Source organism: Paracoccus luteus (genome assembly GCF_004522155.1).
Classification (GTDB): Bacteria; Pseudomonadota; Alphaproteobacteria; order Rhodobacterales; family Rhodobacteraceae; genus Paracoccus; species Paracoccus luteus.
Window position 1 is genome coordinate 18,487 of sequence record NZ_SDEA01000017.1, and the last position, 20,234, is coordinate 38,720.

The following is a 20,234-nucleotide window of genomic DNA, read 5'->3' on the forward strand; positions in this document are numbered from 1 at the left end:
GCTTTTTTCCCCACAAGTCGATAGCAGGCTTGTCGCGCCGGGCCAGATGTGGTTCTGCATCAGGAACCGAAAGGGGGGGCGGGAGGACCGTCTGCGGCCGCTTGCGAGGCGCACCCCACGGGCGAGGACAGGAACGGGAAAGCGACGAATGGCAAACTGGGCAAGGCGCGCTGCGGCAGGGCTGATCGGGACGATGGCTGCGGCCCCGGTCGCGGCACAAGAGGTTCTGGGCGATCTGCCCGTCATCGGCCGGCCCGTGAATGGCGGCATGAACTTCCAGCCCGCGGCCAGCCCGCTGGCGGTGGAACAGCAGTGGCTGGACCACTTCGTGCTGTGGATCATCGCCGCGGTGACGGTGTTCGTCTGCCTGCTGCTGCTGTGGTGCATCGTGCGGTTCAACCGCCGCGCCAACCCCGTGCCCGCACGGTTCACGCACAACACCTCGGTCGAGGTGCTGTGGACGGTCGTGCCGGTGCTGATCCTGCTGGCCATCGGCATCTTTTCGCTGCCCGCGCTGTTCCGGTCGCAGGAAATGCCGGAAAACCCCGACCTGGTCATCAAGGCCATCGGGCACCAGTGGTATTGGTCCTATGAATATCCCGACGACGGCATCGCCTTTGACGCGCTGATGCTGGCGAAGGAAGAGCTGGCCGATGCCGGCTATGAAGAGCAGGATTACCTGCTGGCCACCGACAACGCCGTGGTGGTGCCGGTGGGCGCGACGGTGCTGCTGCAGGTGACGGCGACGGACGTGATCCATTCCTGGGCGCTGCCGGCGTTCGCGGTCAAGCAGGACGCCGTGCCGGGCCGGATCGCGCAGCTGTGGTTCCAGGCCACGCAGGAGGGCGTGTATTTCGGCCAGTGCAGCGAGCTGTGCGGCATCAACCACGCCTATATGCCGATCACCGTCAAGGCCGTCAGCCAGGAGAAATACGACGCCTGGCTGGCCGAGGCGCAGACCACGATGGCCGCCGACGCGGGCGACGTGCTGCCGCAGTCGCCGGTGCGGCTGGCGCTGGCGCGCTGACCGGCGTGACGGACATCCGCTCATACGAATCCGGTGCGGCGGCGCAGTCCGCCGCCGCCGAGCCGCAGTTCGGCGACTATGTTGCGCTGCTCAAGCCGCGGGTCATGTCGCTGGTCGTGTTCACGGCCTTTGTCGGGCTGTTCGTGGCGCCGGTGCCGCTGGACCCCTTTGTCGGGTTCTGCGCGATCCTGTTCATCGCCCTGGGCGGTGGCGCGTCGGGCGCGCTGAACATGTGGTATGACGCCGACATCGACGCGGTGATGAACCGCACCCGCCGCCGCCCGATCCCCGCCGGCCGCATCCAGCCCGACGAGGCGCTGGCGATGGGGCTGTTCCTGTCGGGGCTGGCGGTCGTCATGCTGGGGCTGGCGGCGAACTGGTTCGCGGCGGGCTTCCTGGCCTTCACCATCTTTTTCTATGCCGTCGTCTACACGATCTGGCTGAAACGCTCGACGCCCCAGAACATCGTGATCGGCGGCGCGGCGGGCGCGTTCCCCCCGATGATCGGCTGGGCCTGCGCGACCGGCGGCATCGGCATCGAATCGCTGCTGATGTTCGCGCTGGTCTTCTTCTGGACGCCGCCGCATTTCTGGGCGCTGGCGCTGTTCATGAAGGAAGACTATCACAGCGCCGGCGTGCCGATGCTGACCGTGACGCACGGCCGGGCGGTGACGCGACGCCACATCTTTGCCTATACGCTGGTGCTGGCGCCGTTCGCGCTGTGGCTGGGGCTGACCTCGGTCGGCGGGCCGCTGTATCTGGCGGTGGCGGTGGTCCTGAACGCGCTGTTCATCATGGGCGGCTGGCGCATTCTGCGCCGGGACGAGGCGGCGGCGCAGGCCGACGGCTATCGCGTCGAAAAATCGTTCTTCCGGCTGTCGCTGATCTATCTGTTCGCGCATTTCGCGGCGCTTGCCGTGCAGCATGTTCTGGGGGGCTGGTGATGGGCATTGCGCATGAACACGACCTGCACCGCCGCCGTGGCGGCCGCAACGTCGGGCTGGGGCTGGTGCTGGCGGCCTTTGTCGCGCTGGTCTTCGGCCTGTCGGTGGCCAAGATCCGCAACGGCGACCTGATGCAGGCGTTCGACCACCAGCCGCGCGCCTCGGTCCTGCCGCGCGACCCCGCGGCGCCCGTGGCGCAGCCCGCCGCGCCCCAGGCCCCGGCCGGGAGGGCATCGCCATGACCGCCGCGCCCGACCGCAACATGCGGCTGGTCCGCCGGCTGATCGCCCTTGTCGTCTTCATGGGCGCGGCGGCGTGGGCGGCGGTGCCGTTCTATTCCTGGTTCTGCCAGGTCACCGGGTTCGCCGGGACGCCGCAGGTCGCCACCGAAAGCCCGGCCGACGGCGACGTGCTGGACGAAACCGTCCGCGTCCGCTTCGACGCCAACGTCATGCCGAACCTGGGCTGGACCTTCCGCCCGATGCAGCGCGACATGACGCTGCGCATCGGCGAGACCGGCCTTGCGTTCTACGAGGCGGTCAACAACACCGACGAGACGATCACCGGGACCGCCAGCTATAACGTGTCGCCCGACGCCGCCGGGTATTACTTCGACAAGATCGAATGCTTCTGCTTTACCGAGCAGACGCTGAAGCCCGGCGAACGGATCGAGATGCCGCTGACCTTCTTCGTCGATCCCGACATCGTGGACAGCCGCGACGCCGGCCGCATCCGCGACATCACGCTGAGCTATACATTCTTCCGGTCCGAGCCGACGAAATCGGCCGAGGCCACGATCGACGGGGCCGCGCGCCCCGCCGTCAACTGACACGACGACCCCGGGGAGACGCGCCGACATGGCCCACGCCAAGAATCACGACTATCACATCTTGCCGCCCTCGCTGTGGCCGTTCATCTGCGCGGTCAGCACCTTTGCGATGCTGACCGGCGGCGTCATGTGGATGAAGACCGGCACCCCCTGGCTGTTCCTGATCGGCCTGGCGGGCGTGCTGTATGTCATGTGGGGCTGGTGGTCCGACGTCGTCCACGAGGGGCAGACCGGCGATCACACCCCGGTTGTCCAGATCGGCCTGCGCTATGGCGTGATCCTGTTCATCATGTCCGAGGTGATGTTCTTTGCCGCGTGGTTCTGGGCCTTCTTCAAGAACGCCCTCTATCCGATGGGCGAGATGTCCCCGATCAAGGACGGCGTCTGGCCGCCCGAGGGGATCGAGACGTTCGACCCCTGGCACCTGCCGCTGATCAACACGCTGGTCCTGCTGCTGTCGGGCGTCGCCGTGACCTGGGCGCACCACGCGCTGGTCCACGACAACGACCGCAAGACGGTGATCCGCGGGCTGATCGTCGCCGTGATCCTGGGGGTCTGTTTCACCATCCTGCAGGCCTATGAATACAGCCACGCCGCGTTCGGCCTGTCCGACACGGTCTATGGCGGCGTGTTCTTCATGGCGACCGGGTTCCACGGGTTCCACGTCATCATCGGGACGATCTTCCTGCTGGTCTGTCTGGTCCGGTTCTCGCGCGGGCAGATGACCCAGACGCAGCATGTCGGGTTCGAGGCGGCGGCGTGGTACTGGCACTTTGTCGACGTGGTGTGGCTGTTCCTGTTCGCCGCGATCTATATCTGGGGCCGCTGACCGGTCCCGTTCCGGTGCGGCGCGCGGGGGCGACCTCGCGCGCCGTTTCCATTGCGGGCTGCCCGCCCTCCGAAAGCCGCAAGGGGTGACATGCGCCGCTATCTTGGACCCGTGCTGTTCGGCCTGATCGGCTGCGCGATTCTGGTCGCCCTGGGCGTCTGGCAGTTGCAGCGCGCAGAATGGAAAGCGGGACTGCTGGCCCAGATCCAGCGCGGCATCGACGCCGCACCCGGCCCGCTGCCCGCGGCCGTCGATGCGTCGATGAAATACCGCCCCGTGACGGTCGCGGGCACCACCACCGGGGACGAGTTGCTGGTGCTGGGCGGCACGCGCGAATCCGGCGCGGGATACCGCATCGTGTCCGGCTTCGTGACCGACGACGGGCGCCGGATCATGCTGGACCGCGGCTTTGTCCCCGAGGATGCGCGCCACGCCCCCCGCCCCCCGGTATCGCTGCAGGTGGACGGCAATTTGCACTGGCCGAACGAGGCCACCAGCGCCACGCCCGCCCCGAACCTGTCCGAGAACATCTGGTTTGCGCGCGACGTGCCCGGCATGGCCGCTGCGCTGAATACCGAACCCGTGCTGGTCGTGGCCGCCCGGGTCGCGGGCGACGGGCAGGGCGTCACGCCGATCCCCGTCGGCATCGAGGGCATCCCGAACAGCCACATGGGCTATGCGATCCAGTGGTTCGGGCTGGCCCTTGTCTGGGCAGGGATGACAGGCGCGCTGATCTGGCGTATCAGGCAACGCCGGTTCTAGATGGGACCGGCCGAGGATCATCCGATGCAATATATCTCGACCCGCGGGGCCGCCCCCGTCCTGCCTTTTGCCGAAACGATGCTGACGGGCCTTGCGCGGGACGGCGGGCTGTATGTGCCCGAGACCGTGCCGGTGCTGACGCCCGCCGAGATCGCCGCGCTGGAGGGCGCGAGCTATGAGGAGGCCGCGTTCCGCGTGATGCAGCCTTTTGTCGCGGAAAGCTTTTCCGAGACCGAACTGCGCGAGGCGATCCGCCGCGCCTATCAGGGTTTCGGCCACCCCGCCCGCGCGCCTCTGGTGCAGCTGGCGCCGGGGCATCACCTGCTGGAGCTGTTCCACGGCCCGACGCTGGCGTTCAAGGATTTCGCCATGCAGCTGATCGGGCAGCTGTTCCAGATCGCGCTGGCGCGCGAGGGCCGGCGCATCACCATCGTGGGCGCGACCAGCGGCGACACCGGGTCGGCCGCGATCGAGGCGTTCCGCGGCCTGCCCAATGTGGACGTGTTCATCCTGTATCCGCACGGCCGCGTCAGCGAGGTGCAGCGCCGCCAGATGACGACGCCGGACGAGGCCAACGTCCACGCGCTGGCGATCTCGGGCACCTTCGACGACGCGCAGGCGCGGCTGAAGGATCTGTTCAACGACCACGATTTCCGCGACGGCGTGGGGCTGGCGGGCGTGAACTCGATCAACTGGGCGCGGGTGCTGGCGCAGGTGGTCTATTACTTCACCGCCGCCGTCAGCCTGGGCGCGCCGCATCGCGCGGTCAGCTTTACCGTGCCGACCGGCAACTTCGGCGACATCTTCGCGGGGTCCATCGCGCGCCGGATGGGCCTGCCGATCGATCGGCTGGTGGTCGCCACGAACCAGAACGACATCCTGGACCGCGCCCTGCGGACCGGCGAATACAGCGTCGGGCGGGTCGAGCCGTCGATGTCGCCCAGCATGGACATCCAGGTCAGTTCCAACTTTGAACGGGCGCTGTTCGCGGCCTATGGCGGCGACGGCCGCGCCGTGGCGCAGCTGATGGAGGAGCTGAAGTCCGGCGCCTTCACCATCAGCCAGGGCGCGCTGGATCAGTTGCGCGACGAGTTCGCCTCGGGCCGCGTGTCCGAGGCCGAGACGCTGGCGACCATCGCCCGCGTCCGCGCCCAGACCGGCCAGGTCGTCTGCCCCCACACCGCCGTGGGGATCGAGGTCGCCGACCGCAACCGCGTCCCCGGCACGCCGATGATCACGCTGGCGACCGCCCACCCGGCCAAGTTCCCCGATGCCGTCGAACAGGCCATCGGCATCCGCCCGGCGCTGCCGCCGCACATGGCCCGGCTGGGCGAGCTGCCCGAGCGGGTGACGCGGGTTGAAAACGACAGCGCCGCGCTTAAGTCCTTGATCCTTGAACGGAGAACGGCTTGACGGACGTCCAGATCACCACCCTTGCGAACGGCCTGCGGGTCGCCACCCGCCTGATGCCGGGCCTGCATTCCGCGTCGGTAGGCGTCTGGGTCAACGCTGGCGGCCGCGACGAGCGGCTTGAGCAGAACGGCATCGCGCATTTCCTGGAACACATGGCGTTCAAGGGCACCGCCCGGCGCAGCGCCCTGCAGATCGCCGAGGCGATTGAGGACGTGGGCGGATACATCAACGCCTATACCTCGCGCGACGTGACCGCCTATTACGCGCGGGTTCTGGCGGGCGACGTGGCGCTGGCGATGGACGTGATCGGCGACATCGTGCTGAACCCGGTGTTCGACGGGCGCGAGATCGAGGTCGAGCGCGGGGTCATCCTGCAGGAAATCGGGCAGGCGATGGACACGCCCGACGACGTGATCTTCGACTGGCTGCAAGAGGCCGCCTATCCCGACCAGGCGATGGGCCGCACGATCCTTGGCCCGGCGGAACGGGTGTCGGGGTTTTCGCGCGACGATCTGTCGGGGTTCGTGGCCGAGCATTACGGCCCCGGCCAGATGATCGTCGCCGCCGCAGGCGCCGTCGATCACGACGCCATCGTCCGCCAGGCCGAAGCGATGTTCGGCCATCTGTCGCCGGTCATCGGCGCCACCCGCGAGCCCGCCCGCTGGCTGGGCACCGAGCAGCGTCGCGTCAAGCGCCTTGAACAGGCGCATTTCGCGCTGGCGTTCGAGGGGCCGGGCTATCTTGCGCCGGATTTCTATGCCGCCCAGATCTGGACGGCGGCGCTGGGGGGCGGCATGTCGTCCCGGCTGTTCCAGAAGATCCGCGAGGAACGGGGGTTGTGCTATTCGATCTTTGCGCAGTCCGGGTTCCATGACGACACCGGGATGGTGACGATCTATGCCGGCACCGCGGGCGACCAGTTGGCGGACCTTGCGCATCTGACCATCGACGAGATCCGGCGGTCGGCGGACGATCTGACCGGGGCCGAGGTGGCGCGCGCCAAGGCGCAGCTGAAGGCCGGGCTGCTGATGGGGCTGGAAAGCCCGTCCAGCCAGGCCGAACGCATCGCCCGCACGCTGGCGATCTGGGGCCGCGTGCCAGACGCGGCCGAGGTGGCCGCCCGCATCGACGCCGTGACCGCGGCCGAGGTGCGCGACCACGCCGCGGCCCTGATCGCCGCCGCACGGCCCGCGCTGGCGCTGTATGGGCCGGTGAAAAAGGCCCCGGCGCGCGACGCCCTTGCCCAGCGGCTTGCCGCCTGATGTTCGCCCGCCGCCGTTCGCCCCGGTTGGAAACCGAGCGGATGGTGCTGCGCCTGCCCACCCACGGCGATTTCGCCGACTGGACGAGCTTGCGCGCCGAAAGCCGCGCCTTTCTGACGCCGTGGGAGCCCGTCTGGCACGCCGACCATCTGTCGCGGCGCGCCTTCACCAACCGCGTTTATTGGGCCGGGCGCGCCAGCCGGGGCGGCACCGCGCTGCCCCTGTTCCTGATCCGGCGCGACGGCACCTTTCTGGGCGCCGTCACGCTGGACAACATCCGCCGCGGCCCCGCGCAGATGGGCACGCTGGGATACTGGATCGGCGCCCCCTTTGCCCGCCAGGGCTTCATGCGCGAGGCGATCGGCGCGGTCGTGGCCCATGCCTTCGGCCCGATGGACCTGTCCCGGATCGAGGCCGCCTGCCTGCCCGAGAACGCCGCCAGCCGCGGGGTGCTGGAAAAGGCGGGGTTCAAGTATGAGGGCGTCGCGCAAAGCTTTCTGCAGATCAACGGGCGCTGGCGCAACCATGTGCAATATGCCAGCCTGCGCAGCGACCGGCGCGGGCGGACCGATGCGCGCTGACGCGCGCAGGGGGGCTGCGCGCCCCCATCGTCGCAAGCGACGATTCCCCGCGGGATATTTTCGCAAGGAAGAAGGGGCGAGATGCTGAACCCTGCCGACGAACGGCTGGCGGCCGTGCTGCCCCCCGGCGTGCTGCGGCCGGTCGAGGACCGTTACCTGGACGAGCCGCGCGGCCGCTATCGCGGACAGGGCGGGCTGGTCGCCGCGCCGCGCAGCGTGGACGAGGTGGCGGCCGTGGTGCGGGCCTGCGGCCACGCCCGCGTGGCCATCGTGCCGCGCGGCGGCGGGACGGGGCTGGTGGGCGGCTCGGTCATGGGCGCGGGCCCCGCGCCGCTGATCCTGTCGCTGGAACGGATGACCGCCATCCGCGACATCTGGCCGGCCGAGGATGTGCTGGTCGCCGAGGCGGGCGCCACGCTGGAACAGGTCCAGGCCGCCGCCCGCGCCGCCGGGCGGATGTTCCCGCTGGCGCTGGCGAGCCAGGGCACCGCGCAGATCGGCGGCGTGCTGGCCGCGAACGCAGGCGGGACGGCGGTGCTGCGCTGGGGGAACGCCCGCGCCCTGTGCCTGGGGATCGAGGCGGTGCTGCCCGACGGGTCAATCGTCCACGACCTGAAACGGCTGCGCAAGGACAACACCGGCTATGCGATCCGCGACCTGCTGATCGGGGCCGAGGGAACGCTGGGCATCATCACCGCCGCCAGCCTGCGCATGGCCCCGCCGCCCGCGGGCGTGGCGACCGCGATGCTGGCGGTGCCCGACCCCGCCGCGGCGCTGGCGCTGCTGGGGCTGGCGCAGGCGCGGTTCGCCGGATGCGTCACCGCGTTCGAGCTGATCGCGGGGCAGGGGCTGGCGTTCCTGACCGAGGTGCTGCCCGACATCCGCCAGCCGCTGCCCGGCGCGCCGTGGTCGGTGCTGCTGGAACTGTCGCTGCCGCAGGGGCTGGCGCCGGACGAGGCGCTGGCGGGCCTGCTGGAAAGCGCGATGGGGGACGGGCTGGTCACCGACGGGGCGCTGGCGCAGTCGGGCGCGCAGGCGGCGGCGTTCTGGACCCTGCGCGAGCATCTGCCCGAGGCGAACCGGCGCATCGGCGCGATCTCGTCCCACGACATCAGCCTGCCGCTGTCGGAAATCCCGCGCTATATCGCGGACGCGGGCGCGTGGCTGGCGGCGATGGGCGACATGCGGGTCAACTGTTTCGGCCATCTGGGCGACGGCAACCTGCATTACAACGTCTTTCCCGCCCTTGGTCGCAGGCGCGAGGAGTATGACGCCCTGCGCCCCCGGGTCCAGGAAACGCTGCACCAGATGGTGGTGGACCGGGGCGGGTCGTTTTCGGCCGAACACGGGGTCGGCAGGCTCAAGGCCGCCGACCTGGCGCGCTGGGGCGATCCGGCGCGGCTGGCCGCGATGCGGGCGATCAAGGCGGCGCTGGACCCTCTGGGGATCATGAACCCCGGCGCGGTTCTCGGGCCAGGTTGATCGGGGCACGGTTGATCAGGCCGGGTTGATCGCGGCCGAGTTGATCCCCGCCGCCCCCGGACCTATATCGGGGGCCGAAGGACGACCTTCCCCATCATGGGCGGCACGCGGGACGGCCCGGCAAAGGAACCGATCCCATGCGCACCACCCTTGACCGCATCCGCCACGCCATCCTGTTCGAACTGATCGGGCTTGTCCTGCTGATCGGCGGCGGGGCGATCCTGACCGGCTTTGACGTGCACGCGCTGGGGGCGATCGGCGTCGTGTCGTCGCTTGTGGCGACGGCGTGGAACTATGTCTTCAACCTGATCTTTGACCGCGGCATGCTGCGGCTGCGCGGCAGCGTCATCAAGACCCACCGCATCCGCGCCCTGCACGCCCTGCTGTTCGAGGCGGGGCTGCTGGTCCTGCTGCTGCCCTTCGTCGCGTGGATGCTGCAGGTGTCGCTGTGGCAGGCGTTCCTGTTCGACCTGACCATCGCGGTTTTCTACATCCTTTACGGCTATGCCTTCAACTGGGGCTATGACCGCGCCTTCCCGCCGCCCGAGGCCAAGGCCAGGGCGGCTCAGTCCCCGTCGAACGCGCAAAGCGCGTGAACCTCGACGCCTGCGTCCTCGACCACGCGCCGGCCGCCCAGGTCCGGCAGGTCGATGACGAAGGCCGCGCCCATGACCTGCGCGCCCAGCCGCCGGCACAGGCCGATGGCGGCGGCGGCGGTCCCGCCCGTCGCCAGCAGGTCGTCCACGATCAGCACCCGCTCGCCCTCGCGGATGGCGTCGTCGTGGATCTCCATCACCGCCTCGCCGTATTCCAGCGCATAGGCCTGGCTGATGACCGTGCCGGGCAGCTTGCCCTTTTTGCGGATCGGGACAAAGCCGGTGGTCAGCTGATGCGCCACCGCGCCGCCCAGGATAAAGCCCCGCGCCTCGAGCCCCACGACCTTGTCGATGGGGATGCCCGCATAGGGCGACAGCAGCTGGTCGACCGCGATGCGAAAGCCGCGGGCGTCGGCGAACAGCGTCGTTACGTCGCGGAACACGATGCCTTCGTGCGGGAAATCCACGATGCTGCGGATGTAATCCTTGACGGTTTTCTGGGGGCGGCTCATGGGCGGATCATCTCGAACCGGTCGGTGACGATGCAGTAATCGCGGTATCCCATGCGGGCCAGCCAGCCGGTGTGGGACAGGTCGAACCGCCCGTCGCGCACGCAGTCGGGCCGCAGGTGGATGCCGGTGACGACGCCCAGCACGATGTGGTTGGCCTCGCCTGCCTGACGGATGATGCGCGTCATGCGGCATTCGAGCGATGCCGCCGCCTCGGCCACGCGCAGGCAGTCGATGGTTTCGCAGGCGACGCCGGTGACGCCGGCCGCCTCGAACTCGGACGTGCCGGCGGGCAGGGCGGCCGAGCTTGCGTTCGCCGCGTCCTTCAGCGCGCCGTCGGCGATATTGACGCAAAAGACCCGGCTCTCCGCGATCTGGGCCACGCTGTCCTTGGTGCCGGGCCGGTCCGGCTTGGTCCCGGTGGACGCGAACATCACCTGCGGCGGGACATAGGCGGTGGCGTTGAAGAAGGAATAGGGCGCAAGGTTGTCGCCCAGCCGCCCGCGGGTCGAGATCCACCCGATGGGACGGGGCGCGACGATGGCGTTCCAGGGATTGTGGGGCAGGCCGTGGCCGTTTTCGGGGCGATAGAACATGGGGCCTCCTGCAAGTTCGGCGCATCCTGCCCGCGCCCGCGTGCCGCTGCAACCATCGCGGCGGGGGCCGCGGGGCAATCGTCCGGTCACGCGGTTTTGCCGTTCAATCCCGCGGTGCGCGATGCTAACCGGCGGCGTGAGGACGCAGCGAGGCCCGATGTATCAGCTTTGCCCCGAGACCGACGCCGACACCCCCGAGGTCGAGGCGCTGCTGGATACATGCTTTGGCCCGGGGCGCACGGCGCTGTCGTCCTATCGGCTGCGCGACGGGGTGCCGGCCGTGCCGGAACTGTGCCTGACGCTGCGGGGCGACGGCGATGCGATGGTTGCCGCGATCCGTTACTGGCCCGTGCGGGTGGGGGGGCGCACCGTCCTGCTGCTGGGGCCGGTCGCGGTCCACCCGACCGCGCAGGGCGAGGGGCTGGGCGGGCTTTTGATGCGCGAAAGCCTGGCGCGGGCCGCGGCGATGGGCTGGTCGCGGGTCATGCTGGTGGGCGACGCGCCCTATTACGGCCGCTTCGGCTTTGCCCGGCTGGACGGGGTCGAGATGCCGCCGCCCACCAACCCCGACCGGGTGCTGGGGCTGGAACTTAGCCCCGGTGCATGGGTTGGGCTGCGGGGCGCGGTGACGCGCGAGACGCGGCCCGACGTGCTGGCCGGACTGGCCGAGATCGAGGACAGCCCCGACCTGCGCGCGGCCTGCGCCGAGGTCGAGGTGACAAAGGACGATGCCCATGCCCGCACCGCGGATCACCCCACGCCAAGCCGTTCTGCCGCCCATCGCTGACCCCGGCGTCCACGTCCAGATCGACAAGCTGGCCCGGCGCTATGTCGCGGCGGGCGGGCTGGGGATGAACCTGCTGTCCACCGTCGGCGGCAGCGCCGAGGGGCTGATCGCGCGGCTGCCGGCGTTCGTGCGCACCCGGCTGGACGACATCACGCTGGCGGGGCTGGACCGCGCCTTTGGCGCCGCCGCCCGGTCGCGGCGGCTGATGCGCGACCGGGGCGACTGGTTCAACCGGCTGGCGTCCACCGTGTCGGGCGCGGCGGGCGGCATGGCGGGCCTGCCGGGCGCGATGGTCGAGCTGCCGCTGACGATCACCATGCTGCTGCGCGCGATCCTGGACATCGCGGCCGAACACGGGCTGGACCCCGACAGCGACGAGGTGCGGACCGAGGCGCTGCGCGTCTTTGCCGCCGCCGGTCCGATGGCCGACGACGACGGCACCGACCTGGGCCTGCTGGCGGCCAAGCTGTCGATCACCGGCCAGACCGTGCAGGGCCTGATCGCCCGCATCGCGCCGCGCCTGTCGGCGGTGCTGGGCCAGAAACTGGCCGCGCAGGCGACGCCGGTGTTCGGCGCGCTGGCGGGGGCCACGATCAACTATACCTTCGCGCGCTATTACCAGGAAATCGCGCGGGTGCATTTCGGGCTGATGCGGCTGGCGGTGGAAACCGGTCTGCCGCGCGAATCGCTGACCGAGGCGCTGCAGGACCGCATCGGGCAACTGCAGGACGAAAAGGCACAGCGGCGCGCGCGCCGGGCCTGACACGGGCGGGGGGTGGCCGCGCGGCCGGGGCGCGGCGGCGCAACGCGGAGTCAGACGGCGCGGGGGGTGAGATCGCGCCGCATGGCACTGCGGCCCGCTGGAACCGGGGCGGGGGTGCAAGCACGCACCCGACATTACCTGGTTTCTTCTTGGCACAAATACTCAGGACTTCAGGGCTTCCGGTCTTTGCCGGCGCCACACGCTGGACGCAGCCCCCGGCTGGCATCGCCCAGAGGCCGCGCGCGGGCAAGATGGCCCCGCGAAGGGCGAGGGGCGCGCCTAAACCTCCGCCTCGGCCGCCAGCGTCAGGGGCGCCGTCTCTACCGTCAGGTCGTCGGTGCCGAGGCCGCCCTGCGGCCGCGCCAGCCGCGCGCGCGTCACCCACAGCAGCCGTTCCTGGGCGCGGGTGATGGCGACATAGGCCAGGCGTTTCCACAGCGGCAGCCCGGCCTCGACCCGGTTGGCCCAGGCGGCGGCCGAGATGTCGGGCGCGAACACCTGCACGTCGGGCCACTGCGACCCTTGCGCCTTGTGGATCGTGACCGCCGCGCCGTGCAGGAAGGCCGCGCCCATGCGGGCGGCATAGGGGATGAAGGGTTCGTCCACCTCGGGCGTCTCGATCTTGATGATGCTGGCGGCGGACAGGCGCGGTTCCATCGCGCCGATGACGTGCAGGCGCGAGAAGCCGGGCTTTTTCCCCGGTCCCAGATAGATGACCTGCGCGCCCTTGATCAGGCCCCGCGCCTCGAGGTCGATGCGCTTTTTCCGGTGCTTCAGCGGCAGCTCGATCCCGTCGCAGATCAGGGGCTCGCCGGGCAGCAGCGCGTCGCCGGGCGCGCCGTGGGCGGCGCGGAACGCGGTGATCAGCCGCACGCGGGTCGCGTTGCGCCAGACCAGCACCGGGGACCGCGCCATCAGGTCGCTTTCCACCCGTTCCGCCCAGACGACGCGCGGGTCGCGGGCCGCCGCATCGCGGACCAGCCGTTCAAAGGCCGCGAAATCCACCGCCGGGTCCGCCAGCGCATGGGCGAGGTCCAGGATCGGGCTGTCGTCCGCCTGCCGGTGGACGCGGTGCAGCGTCAGTTTCTGGGGGGCGGCGAGGCGGTCGAACACCATCTCGCCCGACTGGCCGACGGGGGCCAGCTGCGCGGGATCGCCGAACAGGACCAGCACCGGGAAGATCTCGCGCAGGTCGTCGAACTGGCGTTCGTCCAGCATCGAGGATTCGTCGATCAGCCCGATGTCCAGCGGATCCTCGCGCCGTTTCCAGCCCTGGATGAAATCCGATCCGCGCAAGCCCGCCGCAGCCAGCGCACCGGGGATCGAGCCGTGCTGGTCATAGAACAGCTTGGCGCGGTCCATCGCGTCGTCGGCCATCCCCTCGATCACCGGGCGGGTGCCGGTGCCGGCCAGCCATTCGGCCAGCTTTTCGTATTGGGGGTCATAGACGGGCGTATACAGGATGCGGTGGATGGTCGTCGCGGGCACGCCGCGCATCCGCAGCACGAACGCCGCCTTGTTCGTCGGCGCCAGCACCGCCAGCGTGCGCGTGTCCTTGCGGCGCTTGCCCTCGTAATCGCCGCTGACGACCTGGACCCCGGCCTCGCGCAGGGCGCGCGTCAGTTCCGCCAGCAGCAGCGTCTTGCCCGACCCGGCCTTGCCCAGAACCGCCATCACGCGGCCCTTGCCGGGCTGGGCGGGGGCAATCTGTTCGGCCACCAGATCGACGCCCGCGGCCGCCAGCGTCTCGGCCAGCGCGTCCCAGGCGTCGGCCTGGTCGGGGGAAAGGGTGGGAAGGGTCATGGCGCCTTCTGCTACACCGGGCGGGCGCGATCAACCGGCGCGCGCGCCGCCCCGCGCGATCAACCCGGGGCGCGCGCCGCGCCGCGCGATCAACCGGGGCGCGCGCCGCCGGCGCGACGGCGGGGAAGCCTTGCGCGCCCTTGCGCCCGGCTGCTACCATCCATGCAACGCAGGATAGAAAGGCCGGACGATGCAGCAGGCCGTGACCGACGCCGCCCCGCGCCGAACCGCGTGGACCCGCCACGATACCGCCTGGATGCTGAGCCTGTTCGGCACCGCCGTCGGCGCGGGCATCCTGTTCCTGCCCATCAATGCGGGGCTGGGCGGGTTCTGGCCGCTGGTCGTGATGGCTGTCGTGATCGGGCCGATGACCTTTCTGTCGCACCGGGCGCTGTCGCGGTTCGTCATGTCGTCGTCGCGCCCCGGCAGCGACATCACCGAGGTCGTGGTCGAACATTTCGGCCCCGGCGCGGGCAAGGCGATCACCGTCCTGTATTTCCTGGCCATCTATCCCATCGTGCTGATCTATGCGGTGGGCATCACCAACACGGTCGGCAGCTTTCTGGTCAACCAGCTCGGCTTTGCGGAAATCCCGCGCTGGCTGCTGTCGGGGGTGCTGATCGCGGCCATGATGGCCGTTATGCTGGCCGGAGAGCGGGTGATGCTGCTGGTCACGCAGTGGCTGGTCTATCCGCTGGTGGCGATCCTGATCTTCATCTCGCTTTACCTGATCCCCGACTGGCGGCTGGCCGCCGTGCAGACCTGGACGCCGGTCGCCCCGGCGCTGAAATCCATCTGGCTGACCATCCCGGTGCTGGTCTTTTCGTTCAACCACTCGCCCGCCATCTCGCAGTTCTCGTGTTCCATCGAACGCGACTATGGCCGCGAGGCGGAGTTCCGCGCCGCGCGCATCCTGCGCAACAACGCGGTGATGCTGGTCGGCTTTGTGATGCTGTTCGTGTTTTCCTGCGTTCTGGCGATGACCCCCGCGCAGCTGGTCGAGGCGAAGGAACAGAACCTGCCGGTGCTGTCCTATCTGGCCAACATCCACGGCAGCCCGTTCATCAGCTATTTCGGCCCGATCGTGGCATTCGTCGCCATCGTGTCGTCGTTCTTCGGCCATTACCTGGGCGCGGCCGAGGGGCTGCGCGGCATCCTGCGCGGCACCATCGCGCCGGACGCGGCCGCGATGCCCGACCGCAGGCTGAACGCGGCCATCGCGCTGTTCATGTTCCTGACCTGCTGGGCGGTGGCGATCCTGAACCCCAGCATCCTGGGCCTGATCGAGACGCTGGGCGGGCCGGTCATCGCGGCGATCCTGTATCTGATGCCGATGTATGCGATCTCTCGGGTGCCGGCGCTGGCGAAATATCGCGGGCAGTTGTCGAACGTCTTTGTCACCATCGCGGGGCTGATCGCGATCAGCGCGATCCTTTACGGGCTGTTCTGACCGGCTGCGCCCCGGCGGGCGCGGCTTCCTTGTCGGGCTGGCCACCCTGCAGCAAGGGAAGCGGCCATGATCGAACTGTTCTTCGTGACGTGCCTCATCTCTGATCCACAGGCCTGCACGCCGCACAGCCTGCTGTTCACGCAGCAGCACGGCACGTTCAACTGCATGCTGCAGGGCCAGTTCGAACTGGCGCGATGGGCCAGCGCCCACCCGGCCGAGGTGGTGACGGAATGGAAATGCCGTCACCCCGGCCAAGGCGAACGCGACGCGTGACGGCGCGGTCCGGGGGACAGGGCGGGAGGCCGGGCGCCGGCCGGATCCATCCGGCGCCGGTGCGCGTTCCGGTGCTGCGCCGCCCGCGTCATGCGGGCGGAACGGGAAACCCACGGCCGAGGAGATGAAACCAGCATGCGATCCCACCGACACCGCCGCCCTCCCTCGATGCTGACGCTTGTCGCGGTTGCCGGCGCGGCGGCGCTGGCCGCCCTGATGATGAGCAGCAGCCGCAGCCGTTGGCTGCACCTTGCGGACTACGGCCGCCACGATGACGATCAGGACGCAGCGCCCGCGCGCGGGGCAGCGATCTCGCCCAAGGTCGCAGCCGACGCGCACGAGCTTTCGGACTGCTTCGTGCGCCCGGCGGGCCCCGACGCCATGCGCGACCCGCCCCGGCGCTGGGACGGGCTGGACGAGCAATCGGACGAATCGTTCCCGGCCAGCGACCCGCCGGGCAATTACTGACCTGCCAGCCGTTCACACAGCACTTCGGGCGGTGCCATGCACCGCCCGTTTCCATGTTTCGCGCAGGCGGCGGGGTCACCCGCGCGGCTGGGCCTCAAGCGCATCCTCGAACGTGCGCAGGCCGGTGGTCGGCGCCTGCACCAGCACGGCCATGTTGCCCGGCTTGTGCTGGTTGCGCAGCATCTTGACGTGGGCGTCGGGAATCTCGGCCCAGGGAAACACCTCGGACATGCAGGGGTCGAGGCGACGCTCCAGCATCAGCCGGTTGGCGGCGGCGGCCTGTTTCAGATGGGCGAAGTGCGACCCCTGCAGGCGTTTCTGGTGCATCCACATATAGCGCACGTCAAAGGTGCAGTTGAACCCGGTCGTGCCCGCGCAGATCACGACCATGCCGCCCTTTTTGCAGACGAAGGTCGAAACCGGGAAGGTCGATTCGCCGGGGTGTTCAAAGACGATATCGACGTTCTGGCCCTTGCCGGTGATGTCCCAGATCGCCTTGCCAAAGCGGCGCACCTCGTTGAACCACTCTTTGTATTCGGGGGTGTTCACGGTGGGCAGTTGGCCCCAGCAGCTGTAATCCTTGCGGTTCAGGACGCCCTTGGCGCCAAGGCCCATGACGAACTCGCGCTTGTCCTCGTCCGAGATCACGCCGATGGCGTTCGCCCCCGCCGCGTTGATCAGCTGGATCGCGTAGGAACCAAGGCCGCCCGACGCGCCCCAGACCAGCACGTTCATGCCCGGCTTCAACTCGTGCGGCTCGTGCCCGAACAGCATCCGATAGGCGGTGGCCAGCGTCAGCGTATAGCAGGCCGATTCCTCCCACGTCAGGTGGCGGGGGCGGGGCATCAGCTGCTGGGCCTGCACGCGGGTGAACTGGGCAAAGGAGCCGTCCGGCGTCTCATAACCCCAGATGCGCTGGGTCGGCGAGAACATCGGGTCGCCGCCGTTGCATTCCTCGTCGTTGCCGTCGTCCTGGTTGCAGTGGATGACGACCTGATCGCCCACCTTCCAGTTGCGGACCTTGTCGCCCACCGCCCAGACGATCCCCGAGGCGTCGGACCCGGCGATGTGATAGGGCTGCTTGTGGACGTCGAACATGCTGATCGGGACGCCAAGCCCGGCCCAGATGCCGTTATAGTTGACGCCCGCGGCCATCACCAGGACCAGCACCTCGTTGCTGTCGATGGTGGGCGTGTCCACCACCTCAAGCTGCATGGCCTTGTCGGGTTCGCCCTGGCGTTCGCGGCGGATGGCCCAGGCATACATCTGCCGCGGCACATGGCCCAAGGGGGGCATCTCGCCGATTTCATACAGATCCTTGATCGGCGCGTCATAGGGGGCGATCGTCTTCGGGGCGTCCAGTGCCATCGTCGAGTTCCTTGCAATCGTGCCGCGGTGCAGAATCGTGGCGGGCTGAGGGCAGGGGTAAATCGCGCCGCGCAACTTTGCAACAGAGGACGGCGGGCGTGGCGCAATAATATGTCCGACACCGTGCCGCAGCGCAGCGAATTGACGGCGCAGCAATCTGTCCGTTAACTGGCGCCAACCGAAAGAATCTTGCGAAGGCCAGCCCGCATGACCCAGACGCCCCCCCAGCCCGGCCGCGACAAACCGTGGCTGTTCCGCACCTATGCCGGCCATTCCACCGCCGCCAAGTCGAACGAGCTTTACCGCACCAACCTGTCCAAGGGGCAGACCGGCCTGTCGGTGGCCTTCGACCTGCCCACCCAGACGGGCTATGACAGCGACCACGTCCTTGCGCGGGGCGAGGTCGGCAAGGTCGGCGTCCCCGTCTGCCACCTGGGCGACATGCGGGCGCTGTTCGACGCGATACCGCTTGATCAGATGAACACCTCGATGACGATCAACGCGACGGCGCCCTGGCTCTTGTCGCTGTATGTCGCGGTGGCCGAGGAACAGGGTGCGGACGTGACGGCCCTGCAAGGCACCGTGCAGAACGACATCATCAAGGAATACCTGTCGCGCGGCACCTATATCTGCCCGCCGAAGCCGTCCTTGCGGATGATCACGGATGTTGCCGCCTACACGGCGCAGGCTCTGCCCAAGTGGAACCCGATGAACGTCTGTTCCTATCATTTGCAGGAAGCCGGGGCGACGCCGGAACAGGAACTCGCCTATGCGCTGGCGACGGGGATCGCGGTGCTGGACGACCTCAAGGGCAAGGTCGCGCCTGAAGATTTTCCCGCGATGGTCGGCCGCATCAGCTTCTTCGTGAACGCGGGCATCCGCTTCGTCACCGAACTCTGCAAGATGCGCGCCTTCACGGAACTCTGGGACGAGATCTGCCGCGACCGCTATGGCATCGAGGACGAGAAATACCGCCGCTTCCGTTACGGCGTGCAGGTGAACTCGCTGGGCTTGACGGAACAGCAGCCGGAAAACAACGTCTACCGCATCCTGATCGAGATGCTGGCCGTGACGCTGTCCAGGAACGCCCGCGCCCGTGCGGTTCAGCTTCCCGCGTGGAACGAGGCGCTGGGCCTGCCGCGTCCCTGGGACCAGCAGTGGTCGCTGCGGATGCAGCAGATCATGGCCTATGAAACCGATTTGCTGGAATACGGCGATCTGTTCGATGGCAACCCGGCCGTCGCGGCCAAGGTCGAGGCGCTGAAGGACGGCGCCCGGGCGGAACTGGCGCTGCTGGACGGGATGGGCGGCGCCATCGCCGCCATCGACTATATGAAATCCCGGCTGGTGGAATCGAACGCCGCCCGGCTGAACCGGGTCGAGGACGGCGAAACCGTCGTCGTCGGCGTGAACCGCTGGCAGCAAGGGGAGCCCTCGCCCCTGACCGCGGGCGACGGCGGCATCATGGTCGTCGATCCGGCGGTGGAACAGGACCAGATCGCCCGGCTGAACGACTGGCGCGCGTCCCGCGACGCGGGCGCCGTCGATGCGGCGCTGGCGCAGTTGCGCGCGGACGCGCAGGCCGGGCGCAACATCATGCCCGCCTCCATCGCCGCGGCAAAGGCGGGCGCGACCACCGGCGAATGGGCGGGCGTCATGCGGCAGGTCCACGGCGAATACCGCGGCCCGACCGGCGTGTCGCCCAGCCCGTCGAACCGGACCGAGGGGCTTGAGCCGATCCGCGAGGCGGTGGATGCGGTCAGCCACCGCCTGGGCCGGCGGATGAAGCTGGTGGTCGGCAAGCCCGGCCTTGACGGCCATTCCAACGGCGCCGAGCAGATCGCCTTTCGCGCGCGGGACTGCGGCATCGACATCACCTATGACGGCATCCGCCTGACCCCCGACGAGATCGTGGCCGCCGCCCGCGATCAGGACGCGCACGTCGTCGGGCTGTCGATCCTGTCGGGCAGCCACCTGCCGCTGGTCGAGGACGTGATGACGCGGATGCGGGCGGCGGGGCTGGGGCACATCCCGGTGGTCGTGGGCGGCATCATCCCCGACGACGACGCCCGGCGGCTGGCCGGGATGGGGGTGACGCGCGTCTATACGCCCAAGGATTTCGAGCTGAACCGGATCATGATGGATCTGGTCGCGCTGGTCGATCCGGCCGACAAGGCCGCGTGAGCGATCCGCTGGCCGAAATGGCGGCCGGAGGTGAGCAGCACCCCGCCGACAGGTCGGCCGGAAGACGGCGCGAGCAGCCCCGCCCCGGAGGGCGCCTGAACAGTCCCTCTGGCGACAGGGCGGCCGAGGCAGCGCGGAGCCTGAGCGATGCTGAAGCAGCCCCCAACCGAACGAGGGCGCCTGGACAGCCCCCCTCGGCGGCAGGGCGGCCGGGGTCGCGCGGAGTCTGAGCGACTCCCGAGCAGCCCCCCGGCCGAACGGGCCGCCTGCAGTTAACCGTGCGGGCCTGAGCCGCCGTGGGGACAACC

General features: G+C 69.3%; 21 protein-coding genes. 17 read left to right on the forward strand and 4 right to left on the reverse strand.

Going from position 1 to position 20,234, the window contains the following annotated elements:
- The first annotated feature begins 148 nt into the window (after positions 1-148).
- From coxB to EPA64_RS15035, 11 genes are all read left to right on the forward strand, one after another.
- Entirely contained in the window at positions 149-1,027 is an 879-nt protein-coding gene (gene coxB / locus EPA64_RS14985) for a cytochrome c oxidase subunit II (protein WP_134727116.1), read from the forward strand.
- A 5-nt stretch (positions 1,028-1,032) separates the two neighbouring features.
- Positions 1,033-1,971 carry a heme o synthase gene (gene cyoE / locus EPA64_RS14990; RefSeq protein ID WP_134727117.1) on the forward strand — a complete coding sequence of 313 codons (939 nt, stop codon included), beginning with the start codon at positions 1,033-1,035 and terminating at the stop codon, positions 1,969-1,971.
- On the forward strand, positions 1,971-2,213 hold the full coding sequence (locus EPA64_RS14995) for a hypothetical protein (RefSeq protein WP_134727118.1): 243 nt from the start codon (positions 1,971-1,973) through the stop codon (positions 2,211-2,213). Before cyoE ends, EPA64_RS14995 begins: the two co-directional genes overlap by 1 nt.
- Positions 2,210-2,800, forward strand: coding sequence for a cytochrome c oxidase assembly protein (locus EPA64_RS15000; protein WP_134727119.1), 591 nt, complete (start codon positions 2,210-2,212; stop codon positions 2,798-2,800). Before EPA64_RS14995 ends, EPA64_RS15000 begins: the two co-directional genes overlap by 4 nt.
- A 28-nt stretch (positions 2,801-2,828) precedes the next feature.
- The gene (locus tag EPA64_RS15005) at positions 2,829-3,629 is read left to right on the forward strand and encodes a cytochrome c oxidase subunit 3 (protein WP_134727120.1); all 801 of its coding nucleotides are present in this window, start codon (positions 2,829-2,831) and stop codon (positions 3,627-3,629) included.
- 90 nt (positions 3,630-3,719) lie between these two features.
- Positions 3,720-4,391, forward strand: a complete 672-nt coding sequence (locus EPA64_RS15010) for an SURF1 family protein (protein ID WP_134727121.1) — start codon at positions 3,720-3,722, stop codon at positions 4,389-4,391.
- Between the two features lie 24 nt (positions 4,392-4,415).
- On the forward strand, positions 4,416-5,804 hold the full coding sequence (gene thrC / locus EPA64_RS15015) for a threonine synthase (RefSeq protein WP_134727122.1): 1,389 nt from the start codon (positions 4,416-4,418) through the stop codon (positions 5,802-5,804).
- Complete coding sequence (locus EPA64_RS15020; RefSeq protein ID WP_134727123.1) at positions 5,801-7,066, forward strand: M16 family metallopeptidase; 1,266 nt, start codon at positions 5,801-5,803, stop codon at positions 7,064-7,066. The genes thrC and EPA64_RS15020 overlap by 4 nt, the downstream gene beginning before the upstream one ends.
- Positions 7,066-7,647, forward strand: coding sequence for a GNAT family N-acetyltransferase (locus EPA64_RS15025; RefSeq protein WP_134727124.1), 582 nt, complete (start codon positions 7,066-7,068; stop codon positions 7,645-7,647). The genes EPA64_RS15020 and EPA64_RS15025 overlap by 1 nt, the downstream gene beginning before the upstream one ends.
- Positions 7,648-7,728: 81 nt before the next feature.
- Positions 7,729-9,129, forward strand: a complete 1,401-nt coding sequence (locus tag EPA64_RS15030; RefSeq protein WP_134727125.1) for an FAD-binding oxidoreductase — start codon at positions 7,729-7,731, stop codon at positions 9,127-9,129.
- A 137-nt stretch (positions 9,130-9,266) separates the two neighbouring features.
- Positions 9,267-9,725 (forward strand): PACE efflux transporter, encoded by a 459-nt coding sequence (locus tag EPA64_RS15035; protein WP_134727126.1) that lies wholly within the window; start codon positions 9,267-9,269, stop codon positions 9,723-9,725.
- Here the strand turns inward: EPA64_RS15035 and EPA64_RS15040 are convergent.
- Entirely contained in the window at positions 9,695-10,237 is a 543-nt protein-coding gene (locus EPA64_RS15040; RefSeq protein WP_134727127.1) for an adenine phosphoribosyltransferase, read from the reverse strand. The genes EPA64_RS15035 and EPA64_RS15040 overlap by 31 nt on opposite strands.
- Positions 10,234-10,830, reverse strand: coding sequence for a flavin reductase family protein (locus tag EPA64_RS15045; protein WP_134727128.1), 597 nt, complete (start codon positions 10,828-10,830; stop codon positions 10,234-10,236). Before EPA64_RS15045 ends, EPA64_RS15040 begins: the two co-directional genes overlap by 4 nt.
- Positions 10,831-10,966: 136 nt before the next feature.
- Here EPA64_RS15045 and EPA64_RS15050 point away from each other — a divergent pair, with 136 nt between their 5' ends.
- A complete protein-coding gene (locus EPA64_RS15050) occupies positions 10,967-11,617 on the forward strand; it encodes a GNAT family N-acetyltransferase (protein WP_425467050.1) in 651 nt (216 codons plus the stop codon).
- Positions 11,565-12,380: an EcsC family protein gene (locus EPA64_RS15055; RefSeq protein ID WP_134727129.1), complete on the forward strand. Its 816-nt coding sequence runs from the start codon at positions 11,565-11,567 to the stop codon at positions 12,378-12,380. Before EPA64_RS15050 ends, EPA64_RS15055 begins: the two co-directional genes overlap by 53 nt.
- Before the next feature lie 279 nt (positions 12,381-12,659).
- Here the strand turns inward: EPA64_RS15055 and EPA64_RS15060 are convergent, their stop codons facing one another.
- Positions 12,660-14,183, reverse strand: coding sequence for an ATP-dependent DNA helicase (locus EPA64_RS15060; protein WP_134727130.1), 1,524 nt, complete (start codon positions 14,181-14,183; stop codon positions 12,660-12,662).
- A gap of 190 nt (positions 14,184-14,373) precedes the next feature.
- Between EPA64_RS15060 and EPA64_RS15065 the strand changes: the two genes are divergently transcribed.
- The 3 genes from EPA64_RS15065 (at position 14,374) to EPA64_RS15075 (ending at position 16,374) form a co-directional block, all read left to right on the forward strand.
- Positions 14,374-15,633 (forward strand): aromatic amino acid transport family protein, encoded by a 1,260-nt coding sequence (locus tag EPA64_RS15065; protein WP_134727131.1) that lies wholly within the window; start codon positions 14,374-14,376, stop codon positions 15,631-15,633.
- 66 nt (positions 15,634-15,699) lie between these two features.
- A complete protein-coding gene (locus tag EPA64_RS15070) occupies positions 15,700-15,906 on the forward strand; it encodes a hypothetical protein (RefSeq protein ID WP_134727132.1) in 207 nt (68 codons plus the stop codon).
- A gap of 135 nt (positions 15,907-16,041) precedes the next feature.
- A complete protein-coding gene (locus tag EPA64_RS15075; RefSeq protein ID WP_134727133.1) occupies positions 16,042-16,374 on the forward strand; it encodes a hypothetical protein in 333 nt (110 codons plus the stop codon).
- Positions 16,375-16,449: 75 nt separating this feature from the next.
- Here the strand turns inward: EPA64_RS15075 and ccrA are convergent, their stop codons facing one another.
- Positions 16,450-17,742 (reverse strand): crotonyl-CoA carboxylase/reductase, encoded by a 1,293-nt coding sequence (ccrA, locus tag EPA64_RS15080; protein WP_134727134.1) that lies wholly within the window; start codon positions 17,740-17,742, stop codon positions 16,450-16,452.
- A 207-nt stretch (positions 17,743-17,949) separates the two neighbouring features.
- Between ccrA and EPA64_RS15085 the strand changes: the two genes are divergently transcribed.
- Positions 17,950-19,926, forward strand: a complete 1,977-nt coding sequence (locus EPA64_RS15085) for a protein meaA (RefSeq protein WP_134727135.1) — start codon at positions 17,950-17,952, stop codon at positions 19,924-19,926.
- Positions 19,927-20,234 lie beyond the last annotated feature (308 nt).

Bases quoted from the DNA above. Each gene is read 5' to 3' on its own strand.
- EPA64_RS15060 (WP_134727130.1), bottom strand. From the start codon at position 14,183: ATGACCCTTCCCACCCTTTCCCCCGACCAGGCCGACGCCTGGGACGCG.
- EPA64_RS15000 (WP_134727119.1), top strand. From the start codon at position 2,210: ATGACCGCCGCGCCCGACCGCAACATGCGGCTGGTCCGCCGGCTGATC.
- EPA64_RS15075 (WP_134727133.1), top strand. From the start codon at position 16,042: ATGCGATCCCACCGACACCGCCGCCCTCCCTCGATGCTGACGCTTGTC.
- EPA64_RS15005 (WP_134727120.1), top strand. From the start codon at position 2,829: ATGGCCCACGCCAAGAATCACGACTATCACATCTTGCCGCCCTCGCTG.
- EPA64_RS15030 (WP_134727125.1), top strand. From the start codon at position 7,729: ATGCTGAACCCTGCCGACGAACGGCTGGCGGCCGTGCTGCCCCCCGGC.
- EPA64_RS15070 (WP_134727132.1), top strand. From the start codon at position 15,700: ATGATCGAACTGTTCTTCGTGACGTGCCTCATCTCTGATCCACAGGCC.
- EPA64_RS15045 (WP_134727128.1), bottom strand. From the start codon at position 10,830: ATGTTCTATCGCCCCGAAAACGGCCACGGCCTGCCCCACAATCCCTGG.
- EPA64_RS15035 (WP_134727126.1), top strand. From the start codon at position 9,267: ATGCGCACCACCCTTGACCGCATCCGCCACGCCATCCTGTTCGAACTG.
- EPA64_RS14995 (WP_134727118.1), top strand. From the start codon at position 1,971: ATGGGCATTGCGCATGAACACGACCTGCACCGCCGCCGTGGCGGCCGC.
- EPA64_RS15025 (WP_134727124.1), top strand. From the start codon at position 7,066: ATGTTCGCCCGCCGCCGTTCGCCCCGGTTGGAAACCGAGCGGATGGTG.
- EPA64_RS15085 (WP_134727135.1), top strand. From the start codon at position 17,950: ATGACCCAGACGCCCCCCCAGCCCGGCCGCGACAAACCGTGGCTGTTC.
- ccrA (WP_134727134.1), bottom strand. From the start codon at position 17,742: ATGGCACTGGACGCCCCGAAGACGATCGCCCCCTATGACGCGCCGATC.
- thrC (WP_134727122.1), top strand. From the start codon at position 4,416: ATGCAATATATCTCGACCCGCGGGGCCGCCCCCGTCCTGCCTTTTGCC.
- EPA64_RS15055 (WP_134727129.1), top strand. From the start codon at position 11,565: ATGCCCGCACCGCGGATCACCCCACGCCAAGCCGTTCTGCCGCCCATC.
- coxB (WP_134727116.1), top strand. From the start codon at position 149: ATGGCAAACTGGGCAAGGCGCGCTGCGGCAGGGCTGATCGGGACGATG.
- EPA64_RS15010 (WP_134727121.1), top strand. From the start codon at position 3,720: ATGCGCCGCTATCTTGGACCCGTGCTGTTCGGCCTGATCGGCTGCGCG.
- EPA64_RS15065 (WP_134727131.1), top strand. From the start codon at position 14,374: ATGCAGCAGGCCGTGACCGACGCCGCCCCGCGCCGAACCGCGTGGACC.
- EPA64_RS15040 (WP_134727127.1), bottom strand. From the start codon at position 10,237: ATGAGCCGCCCCCAGAAAACCGTCAAGGATTACATCCGCAGCATCGTG.